This is a genomic window from Cryobacterium tepidiphilum (assembly GCF_003716325.1).
Classification (GTDB): domain Bacteria; phylum Actinomycetota; class Actinomycetes; order Actinomycetales; family Microbacteriaceae; genus Cryobacterium; species Cryobacterium tepidiphilum.
Genome location: NZ_RDSR01000030.1, coordinates 21,768 through 31,551, shown reverse-complemented (window position 1 = coordinate 31,551; position 9,784 = coordinate 21,768). Strand labels below are relative to the sequence as shown.

Below are 9,784 nucleotides of genomic sequence, written 5' to 3'. Positions count from 1 at the left end.
ACCTCCGCCAGAACTGGCAGGAAGACCAGCGCTGGGAACCCCAGATGGACGACGCCGAACGCGACCGGCTCCTGCGCAACTGGAAAAAAGCCGTCACCAAAACCCTCGACTGGGTCGACGACGACGTGCAGTAACGCGCCCGGCATCCGTCGACGGAAGCCCGGCTCCGCTCACGCGGCGCCGGGCTTTTGTGTGTCTGAGGCGGTCTGCCCCCTGTCGAGCGAGCGCTGACCGCCAGGTGGCGTCCATAACTCCTTCAATTCGGGGGCAACTCCTTCCGCGCCCGTGCGTTCCCGCGGCCCGACATTCGCGTCTTGTTGTTTCTCAAGGAGTTATGCACAGGCCGGCCGTGACGCAGGTTCTCCCCGGATTCCTGACGGGATGAGAACCCGGGCACGGCTTCAGTCACCATCGGTTCGTGAACATCAACTCGGACTTCGAATTCGGATCACGTCGCATCGTGAGCCGCGCTGAACTCTTGAGCACGGGCATGCGCCCAGCTGCGATCACCGCCGCGGTTCGGGGCAAGACGCTATTGAGAGTGCGTCGCGACCACTACGCGTTGCCGGGCACGGACCAGCACATCCTGGAAGCCGTCCGGGTCGGGGGCCGGCTGGGCTGCGTCTCTGCTGCCGCGGAGCTCGGCATCTTCGCATTGGACAAGCGCTTTACGCACGTCCATATCCCACCACTGAGTTCCCGTCTTCGTAGCCCGGTGTCGAGGAGGATTCCGCTGAACGCTGGGCCGCGGGACCGCGTTGAACTCCACTGGCGGCCGTTGATCGACCCGGCCGACGGCACCGATTACTGCGTGGGCGCACGCGATGCGCTGGCACAGATCATCTGCTGCCAGGCGCACAACCTCGCCCTCGCGGCGCTGGACACCGCGCTGCACGAGGGCGTGATCAACCACGCCGATCTACCCGAAATCTTCGCCAGCGTGCCGGGGACGCACCGTGACTTGAGGCGTCAGATCGATGCCCGGTCGGAGGCGGGCCAGGAGACCGTACTCCGCCGCCTTGTAATCGATGCCGGAATGGAGTGCGAAATCCAGGTGGCGATTCCCGGCGTCGGCCGCGTGGACGTGCTCGTCGAGAAGTGCGTGGCGGTCGAGGCTGATAGCCACCAATTCCACAGCACGTGGGAACAGCGCGTTCGGGACATCAACCGAGACCGAATGCTCGCCGAGCGCGGCTACCTTACCCTGCGCGTGCTGTACCAGACCATCATGTTCGATCCCGATGCAGTGATCAGGGCGATCCGCGAGCTCGTGCTCATCGGCCGGCAAGGTAGCCGCCGTGCATAACTCCTTCGAATCCAAACGGTGTCCCTGCTGATGGCCACGACGGAGCGGTGAATCAGTGCTGCGCCGACACTGTGCACTCAAGATTGAAGGAGTTATGCGCGTTCCCCGCGAGGGACGGGGACGGGGACGGGGAACGCGGGGGCACGAGTGGCGCGGGGGAGCGGGAGCGGGGAAGCGGGGGTCAGGCGACGTCGGCGGGCCAGCCGGACTTCGGCGCCCGGTCGTCGGAGGCGCGCAGCAGCGCCTGCCACGACGACGGGTGCGACCCGTCTCGGTAGGGCGCAACGGATGCGGCGGTGCCGGTGAACGTGAACCCCGCCTTCCGCGCGACCCGCGCCGACGGCACGTTCCCCACCAGGCACTCCCACTGGATGGAATCCACGATGCGGTTCGCGAACGCCCAGTCGGCCACGAGGCGCACGGCCTCGGGCATGTACCCGTGACCGCGATGCTGCGCCCCGAGCCAGAAGCCGATGGATCCGGTCGGCACCCGCAGGCTGATCACGCCGAGGAACTCGTCGCCCTGCCGCAACGCCCAGGTGTACTCCTCGTCGGAGCGCCAGGCGCCCGGGATGTACCGGGAGATGAACGTCTCCGCGTCGGACTCGTTGTACGGCCACGGCACCGTCAGGAACCGCTCGAAGACCGGGTCCTGGCAGTACTCGAACATGCGCGGCGCATCGGCGAGCACCGGCTGGTCGAGCCGGAGGACCGGCGACTGCAGGGGGAGCGGCTGCATCAGCGCTGGGCGGCGACGTCGACGGCAGCGGCCAGGTCGCCCGGCCGCACGGCCCCGGCCCGCGGCAGGAGCCCCACCCGGTCGTACGCCCGCGCCAGGGTCTCCTCCGCCACAGCGGATGCCCGCTCCGCGTTGTGCGCGAGCAGCCGGTCGAGCTCGGCCGGGTCGTCGAGCAGCTCCAGCACCCGCTCGCGGATGGGCCCGAACGTGCCCGTCACCACCTCGGCCAGCCCCTTCTTCAGGTCGCCGTAGCCGCGTCCGGCGTATTCGTCCTCCAGTTCGGAGATCGAACGCCCCGCGAGCACCGAGTACATGGTGAGCAGGTTCGACACCCCTGGCTTGTTCTCGCGGTCGAAGACCACGCCGCCCTCGGCATCCGTCACCGCGCGCATGATCTTCTTCGCCGTGACCGACGGCTCGTCGAGCAGCCAGATCACGCCGGCCGGCGACGACGCCGACTTCGACATCTTCGCCGTCGGGTTCTGCAGGTCGTAGATCTTCGCCGTTTCCTTGACGATGTCGACCTCGGGCACCACGAACGTGTCGCCGAAGCGCGAGTTGAAGCGGGTCGCGAGGTCGCGGGTGAGTTCGACGTGCTGCCGCTGGTCCTCACCGACCGGCACGATCTCGGTGTTGTAGAGCAGGATGTCGGCGGCCATCAGCATCGGGTAGGCGAACAGCCCGACCGTGGTCGCGTCGGTCCCGTGCCGGGCGGACTTGTCCTTGAACTGGGTCATCCGACTCGCCTCGCCGAACCCGGTGATGGTGTTCAGCACCCACGCCAGCTGGGCGTGCGCGGGCACGTGCGACTGCACGTAGAGCGTCGACGACGCAGGGTCGATGCCGGCCGCGATGTACTGCGCGGCGGTGCGGCGGGTGTTCTCGGCCAGCAGGGCCGGATCCTGCGCGACGGTCAGTGCGTGCAGGTCGACGATCGAGAAGAACGCGTCATGCGTCTCCTGCAGCTGCTTCCAGTTCAGCAGCGCACCGATGTAGTTGCCGATCTGGAGCGATTCGGCCGACGGTTGCATGCCGGAGTACAGGCGGGGTTTTGCAGTCATGGTCACGGAACCTTAGAGAAGTGGAGCGGGTCAGATGGCGTAGTCGACGACGACAGGCGTGTGATCCGACCATCGCTCGTCGTAGGCCGCGGCCCGATCGACAGCGTAATTGACAACGGATGCCGCCAGAGCCGGCGTCGCAAGGTGGTAGTCGATGCGCCATCCGGTGTCGTTGTCGAAGGCCTGCCCGCGCCACGACCACCAGGTGTACGGCCCGTCGACGTCACCGGCCCACTTGCGGCCGACGTCGACCCAGCCCAGGCCCGCCCCGTTGTTGTACGCGGGGTGGTCTTCGTGACCGAGGATGCGGTCGAAATAGGCGCGCTCCTCGGGCAGGAATCCCGCCCGCTTGACGTTGCCGCGCCAGTTCTTGATGTCGAGTTTGCGGTGCCCGACGTTGAGGTCGCCCAGCACGACGGCGAGGTCGCTGTGGGCCGCGAGGTGCGGCATCCGTTCGAGCATCGCGTCGAGGAAGGTGAACTTCGCGTCCTGCTTGGGCGTGCCCGCCTCACCGGAGTGCACGTAGGTGCTCACGACGGTGACGATGCGGCCGCCGACCTCGTAGTCGGCCTCGAGCCAGCGGCCCGCGCTGTCAAAGTCCTCGGCGCCCAGCTCGACGCGGTGAATGGACGCCGACCTGCGGCTGGCGATGGCGACGCCCGCCCGCCCTTTGGCGGTGGCCGGCTCGTGGACGATGTTCCACTCCGAGCCGAGGAGGTTCTCGAGGTCTTCGGTTGACGCACGAACCTCCTGGATGGCCAGGATGTCGACGCCCCGATTGTCGAGCCAGCCGCCCATGCCCTTGCGGAAGGCAGCACGGACGCCGTTGGTGTTGATGGTGGCGATCCGAAGGGGTGCGGCGGCATCAGGCGAGGACATAGAGTAATTCTACGGGGGCGCTCCGACACGCGACGAAGGCGCCGCCTCGCCCCCGGGTAAGGCGGATGCGCACCCCCACTTCGGGGGGAATCGCGACGTGAGTCGTTCTCAGGTCTTGTGGGGGTCTGCGGCCTCTGTCATCATTTCGAATGCCGGTCCACATGGCCCGGACTTCCATAACCCGAATGTGGATGGTTTGACGTCATGTATCCGAAACCCCCCTTTCCCGGCCCCGGCCTGGAGAGTCCACCGGCGGCGAAGAGCGTTCTTCGCCGCACGGTGGGGACGGTGATCGCACTCACCGTGCTCGGTGGCTGGTTGGCCCTTCCCGCGTACGCCGAGGGCGCTTCGGTCCTGGCGCCCCTGGTGATCGAACACCCCATAAGCCCCCTCCCCGTCATTTCACCGCAGTTCGTCGCCGGCAGCGGCGAGCTGCTCCCCGATCAGCTGGTGGCACCGCAACCCGAGGCGGTGCCACCGGCTTCGAGTGCAGGTTCCCTCCCGCTCGCCTCCGCCCCGATCACCGGCAGTGCGACAACCGGCGCTGTGTCGGGCACCGAGCTGGCCGACACGGGCTTCCACGCGATCTGGCTCCTCCCGCTCGCCGGGGGCCTCATCCTCCTCGGCCTGCTGTTCGCGGTGTTCGCCTCACGCAAGCAGCGGCGCGACGAGGAGCAGCTCGTGGCCGAGCAGGCCGAGCTGGCCAGGCAGGCGGCGTTCGCGGAGCAGGCGGACCGCGAGGCCCTCACGGAGCTCGAAGAGCTCGAGAAGATCGACCGATCGTCGCAACGGCCGTACGAGGCGCCCGACCTGCCAGCCACGCCCGCCGCGCCAGACGCCCGCGTGCACCCGGTCGAACCGCACGGGCCCGGCGAACGCGTCGGACCCTTCGTCAGCCTCCCCGACGACCGAGTCGGCCCCGTGACCGGGGCCGATTCTCACGAGGAGAACGGAAAACGCCCGGACGCTCCATGAGCGGCCGGGCGAGTTCCTGACGTGATTACTGCGGGTGGGTTACGCCTTCCCGCGCATGATGGCCTGCTTGACCTCGGCGATCGCCTGGGTGACCTGGATGCCACGCGGGCAGGCCTCGGAGCAGTTGAAGGTGGTGCGGCAGCGCCACACGCCTTCCTTGTCGTTGAGGATGTCGAGTCGCACGCCGCCGGCGTCGTCGCGGGAGTCGAAGATGAAGCGGTGCGCGTTCACGATCGCGGCGGGGCCGAAGTACTGCCCGTCGGTCCAGAACACCGGGCAGCTCGAGGTGCATGCCGCGCAGAGAATGCACTTGGTCGTGTCGTCGAAGCGCTCGCGCTCGGCGACGGACTGGATGCGCTCCTTGCCGTCCTTGGGCTTGCTGCCCGCGATGAGGAACGGCTGGACCTCGCGGTACGACTCGAAGAACGGCTCCATGTCGACGATGAGGTCCTTCTCCAGCGGCAGGCCCTTGATCGCCTCGACGTAGACGGGCTTGGTGATGTCGAGGTCCTTGATCAGCGTCTTGCATGCCAGCCGGTTGCGCCCGTTGATGCGCATGGCGTCGGAGCCGCACACGCCGTGCGCGCACGAGCGGCGGAAGCTCAAGGAGCCGTCCTGCTCCCACTTGATTTTGTGCAGCGCGTCGAGCACGCGGTCGGTCGCGTAGAGCTCGACGTCGAAGTCCTGCCAGCGCGGCTCGGTGTCGATCTCCGGGATGAAGCGGCGGATCATCAGCGTGACCGTGAAGGATTCGATCGTCTCCGGCGTGGCCGCCGGAGAGGCAGTGGCGGTGCTCACCGTCAGTACTTCCTTTCCATCGGCTGGTAGCGGGTGATCACCACGGGCTTCCAGTCCAGCGAGATGTGGTCACCGGGATCCGCCGAATGCGGGTCGCCGGTGAGGTAGGCCATGGTGTGCTTCATGTAGTTCTCGTCGTCGCGCTTGGGGTAGTCGTCGCGCATGTGGCCGCCGCGGCTCTCCTTGCGGTTGCGGGCGGAGAACACCACCACCTCCGCCAGGTCGAGCAGGAAGCCGAGCTCCACGGCTTCGAGGAGGTCGGTGTTGAAGCGGCGGCCCTTGTCCTGCACGCTGATGTTCTTGTACCGCTCGCGCAGCCGGTGGATGGTCTGCGTGACCTCGGCCAGGGTCTCGTCGGTGCGGAACACCTGCGCCTTGGCGTCCATCTGCTCCTGCAGTTCCTTGCGGATCGCCGCGATGCGCTCGGTTCCGGTCGACGAGCGGATGCCTTCGATCATTCCGCGCACGCCGGCCGCCGGATCGGCGGGCAGCGGCACGAAGTCCGCGGTCTTCACGTATTCGACGGCGTTGTTGCCGGCGCGCTTGCCGAACACGTTGATGTCGAGCAGCGAGTTGGTGCCGAGGCGGTTGGAGCCGTGCACCGACACGCAGGCGCACTCGCCGGCCGCGTACAGGCCCGGGACGACGGTGGTGTTGTCGCGCAGCACCTCGGCGTTGTTGGTGGTGGGGATGCCGCCCATCGCGTAGTGCGCGGTCGGCATGACCGGCACCGGTTCGGTGACCGGGTCGACGCCGAGGTAGGTGCGGGCGAACTCGGTGATGTCGGGGAGCTTGGTCTCCAGCACCTCGGCGCCCAGGTGGGTGCAGTCGAGGTAGACGTAGTCCTTGTGCGGCCCGGCGCCGCGGCCCTCCTGCACTTCCTGCACCATGCAGCGGGCGACGATGTCGCGCGGCGCGAGGTCCTTGATGGTGGGCGCGTAGCGCTCCATGAAGCGTTCGCCGTTGACGTTGCGGAGGATCGCTCCCTCGCCGCGGGCGCCCTCGGTGAGGAGGATGCCGAGGCCGGCCAGCCCGGTCGGGTGGAACTGGAAGAACTCCATGTCCTCCAGCGGGAGGCCCTTGCGCCAGATGATGCCGACGCCGTCGCCGGTGAGGGTGTGCGCGTTCGAGGTGGTCTTGAAGATCTTGCCGAAGCCGCCGGTCGCGAAGATGAACGCCTTGGCCTGGAAGACGTGCAGCTCGCCGGTCGAGAGGTCGTAGGCGACCACGGCGCTCGGCTGCGGTACCCCGTCGACGTCCGTCATCACGAGGTCGAGCACGTAGAACTCATTGAAGAAGTTGATGCCGAGCTTCACGCAGTTCTGGTACAGCGTCTGCAGGATCATGTGGCCGGTGCGGTCGGCGGCGTAGCAGGCGCGGCGCACGGGGCTCTTGCCGTGGTCGCGGGTGTGGCCGCCGAAGCGGCGCTGGTCGATCTTGCCCTCCGGCGTGCGGTTGAACGGCAGGCCCATGTTCTCGAGGTCGATGACCGCGTCGATGGCCTCCTTGGCGAGGATCTCCGCCGCGTCCTGGTCGACGAGGTAGTCGCCGCCCTTGACGGTGTCGAAGGTGTGCCACTCCCAGTTGTCGTCCTCGACGTTCGCGAGCGCCGCGGCCATGCCGCCCTGCGCTGCGCCCGTGTGCGAGCGGGTGGGGTAGAGCTTGGAGATGACCGCTGTCTTGGCGTTCGGCCCGGCCTCGATGGCGGCTCGCATGCCACCACCGCCCGCCCCGACGATCACGATGTCGAATTGGTGATAGTGCACTCCGTCGACGACGGTGGACTCTCCGGGCGCGTTCACAGTGGCATCCGTTGTCATGATTTTTGTTTGCAGCTCCTAGCTGGCCGGGCAGAACGAGGGCAGGAGGTCGGCGGGGGAGCCGGCCGGGCAGGGGTCGAAGGTGAAGACGACGAGCGTGCCGAGCACGATCAGCACCACGACGGCGGCGAGGATCGCGGCCTTGAGGATGCGGGCCGTCATCGGCCGGGTCGTGTAGTCGTTCACGATGGTGCGCATGCCGTTGCCGCCGTGGATGAGGGCGAGCCACAGCATGAGGACGTCCCAGACCTGCCAGAACGGGTTCGACAGCTTGCCGCCGACGAAGGCGAAGTCGAGCGCGTCGACGCCATCGCCGATCATGAGGTTCACGAACAGGTGGCCGAAGATGAGCACGATCAGCACGACGCCGGAGGCGCGCATGTAGATCCAGCCCCACTTCTCCCAGCTCACGCCGCCGCGGGTGCGGGGCGGGCGGCTGTACGGACTGCGGGGGGCTTCGATGGTGGTTGACATGTGCCCCTCCTAGTGGCTGAAGACGTTCATCAGGTGGCGGGGTGCGAATCCCAGCATCGTGATCACCCAGAGCGCGACGACGATCCAGAACATCAGCTTGGAGTAGTTGGCGTTCCAGAAGTCCATGAGGATGATGCGGATGCCGTTGAAGGCATGGAACACGATCGCGCCGACCAGGGCGACCTCGCCGAGACCCATGATGGGCGTCTGGTAGGTGCCGATCACGTCGTTGTAGGCCTCGGGGCTCAGGCGCACCAGTGACGTGTCGAGCACGTGCACCAGGAGGAAGAAGAAGATCGCGACGCCGGTGATGCGGTGCAGCACCCACGACCACATGCCCGAGTGGCCCCGGTACAAGGTGCCTGCCGGAATCCGTGATGACGTCTTCTGCTGATATGTCAGGGTTCCTGCCGATTCGTTTGGCATGAACAACCCTCCCTGGCTCGATAGCGGCCTCAACGCGACTCGAACGTCGACGTGACTGAACCTGTATATATTCTAGGCACCCTCTCAGGCCCCTCCCGTTCAGGCCCTCCCAGTAGTCTGTCTGGATGCCCCACCCCACAGACGTTCTCGACCGCTTCTACAGTGTGATCCCGGCCGGCGGCATCGGTTCCCGGCTGTGGCCGCTCTCCCGCGCCGACGCGCCGAAATTCCTGCACGACCTCACCGGGTCGGGCCAGACGCTGCTCCGCGACACGTGGGACAGGCTCGCGCCGCTCTCGGGCGACCAGCGGATCATGGTGGTCACCGGGCGCGCCCACCGTGCGGCCGTCGAGACCCAGCTGCCCGAGCTCGCCGACCACAACGTCGTGCTGGAGAGTGAGCCCCGGGAGTCGACCGCCGCGATCGGCCTCGCCGCCGCGATCCTGAACAAGCGCGAGCCCGGCGTCATCATCGGCTCCTTCGCCGCCGATCACGTCATCCAGAGCGCGCCACTGTTCCGGCACGCGGTCCGTGAGGCCGTCGTGGCAGCGGATGCCGGCTACATCGTGACGATCGGCATCCGTCCCACCGAGCCCGCCATCGGCTTCGGCTACATCAAGTGCGGATCGGCGCTGCCCATCGATGGGGCGCGAGACGCCCTCGCCGTGACGTCGTTCGTGGAGAAGCCGAACCTGGCCACCGCCAAGCGGTACCTGTCCAACGGGCACTACCTCTGGAACGCGGGCATGTTCATCGCCCGGGCCGACCGCCTCCTCGAGGAGATCGGCGCGTCCGAGCCGGAAATGCTCGCCGGCCTTCTCGAACTCGCCGAGGCGTGGGACACCCCCGCCCGCGGAGCGGTCGTCGACCAGGTGTGGCCGAAGCTGAAGAAGATCGCCATCGACTACTCCGTCGCCGAGCCGGTGGCCGCGCGCGGCCAGCTGGCCGTCATCCCGGGTGAATTCGGCTGGGACGACGTGGGCGACTTCGCATCCGTCGCCAAACTGCACTCCGGGGGCCGCAAGCGCGACCTCGCGATCGTGGGGGAGAACGCCCGGGTGCTCGCCGACTCGTCGAGCGGCATCGTGGTGAGCAGCACGCAGCGGATGATCGCGCTCGTCGGCGTGGAGAACATCGTCGTGGTCGACACCCCCGACGCCCTGCTCGTGACCACCAGCGCCAACGCGCAGAAGGTGAAGTCGGTGGTCGACGCGCTCAAGCTCTCCGGCTCCAGCGACGTGCTCTAGCCTTCTCGCGCCGGGCGCCGAAACGCCCGCTGAGCTTTTCTTGGCTCTCCCCTAGAATC

At 67.5% G+C, this 9,784-nt stretch carries 10 protein-coding genes; 3 read left to right on the top strand and 7 right to left on the bottom strand.

Features of this window, described 5'->3' with window-relative positions; genetic code table 11:
• Positions 1-418 precede the first annotated feature (418 nt).
• The gene (locus EEJ31_RS13680) at positions 419-1,306 is read left to right on the top strand and encodes an endonuclease domain-containing protein (RefSeq protein WP_148040193.1); all 888 of its coding nucleotides are present in this window, start codon (positions 419-421) and stop codon (positions 1,304-1,306) included.
• Positions 1,307-1,487: 181 nt separating this feature from the next.
• Here EEJ31_RS13680 and EEJ31_RS13675 read toward each other — a convergent pair whose 3' ends face one another.
• From EEJ31_RS13675 to EEJ31_RS13665, 3 genes are read right to left on the bottom strand one after another with little or no spacing between them, the layout of a single operon-like run.
• Positions 1,488-2,045, bottom strand: coding sequence for a GNAT family N-acetyltransferase (locus tag EEJ31_RS13675; RefSeq protein ID WP_123046844.1), 558 nt, complete (start codon positions 2,043-2,045; stop codon positions 1,488-1,490).
• Positions 2,045-3,106, bottom strand: a complete 1,062-nt coding sequence (gene trpS / locus EEJ31_RS13670; protein ID WP_123046843.1) for a tryptophan--tRNA ligase — start codon at positions 3,104-3,106, stop codon at positions 2,045-2,047. Before trpS ends, EEJ31_RS13675 begins: the two co-directional genes overlap by 1 nt.
• 30 nt (positions 3,107-3,136) lie before the next feature.
• Positions 3,137-3,985, bottom strand: coding sequence for an exodeoxyribonuclease III (locus EEJ31_RS13665; protein ID WP_123046842.1), 849 nt, complete (start codon positions 3,983-3,985; stop codon positions 3,137-3,139).
• Positions 3,986-4,273: 288 nt separating this feature from the next.
• On the opposite strand from EEJ31_RS13665, the gene EEJ31_RS13660 reads away from it, so the two are divergent.
• Positions 4,274-4,960, top strand: coding sequence for a hypothetical protein (locus tag EEJ31_RS13660; protein ID WP_123046841.1), 687 nt, complete (start codon positions 4,274-4,276; stop codon positions 4,958-4,960).
• Positions 4,961-4,999: 39 nt separating this feature from the next.
• Here EEJ31_RS13660 and EEJ31_RS13655 read toward each other — a convergent pair whose 3' ends face one another.
• From EEJ31_RS13655 to sdhC, 4 genes are read right to left on the bottom strand one after another with little or no spacing between them, the layout of a single operon-like run.
• Entirely contained in the window at positions 5,000-5,758 is a 759-nt protein-coding gene (locus tag EEJ31_RS13655; RefSeq protein ID WP_123046840.1) for a succinate dehydrogenase iron-sulfur subunit, read from the bottom strand.
• Between the two features lie 2 nt (positions 5,759-5,760).
• Positions 5,761-7,578, bottom strand: coding sequence for a succinate dehydrogenase flavoprotein subunit (sdhA, locus tag EEJ31_RS13650; RefSeq protein WP_123046839.1), 1,818 nt, complete (start codon positions 7,576-7,578; stop codon positions 5,761-5,763).
• A gap of 18 nt (positions 7,579-7,596) precedes the next feature.
• Positions 7,597-8,052, bottom strand: a complete 456-nt coding sequence (locus EEJ31_RS13645; RefSeq protein ID WP_123046838.1) for a succinate dehydrogenase hydrophobic membrane anchor subunit — start codon at positions 8,050-8,052, stop codon at positions 7,597-7,599.
• Between the two features lie 9 nt (positions 8,053-8,061).
• Positions 8,062-8,478, bottom strand: coding sequence for a succinate dehydrogenase, cytochrome b556 subunit (gene sdhC / locus EEJ31_RS13640; protein ID WP_123046837.1), 417 nt, complete (start codon positions 8,476-8,478; stop codon positions 8,062-8,064).
• Positions 8,479-8,603: 125 nt separating this feature from the next.
• On the opposite strand from sdhC, the gene EEJ31_RS13635 reads away from it, so the two are divergent.
• A complete protein-coding gene (locus EEJ31_RS13635) occupies positions 8,604-9,725 on the top strand; it encodes a mannose-1-phosphate guanylyltransferase (RefSeq protein WP_123046836.1) in 1,122 nt (373 codons plus the stop codon).
• The last annotated feature ends 59 nt before the right edge of the window (positions 9,726-9,784 follow it).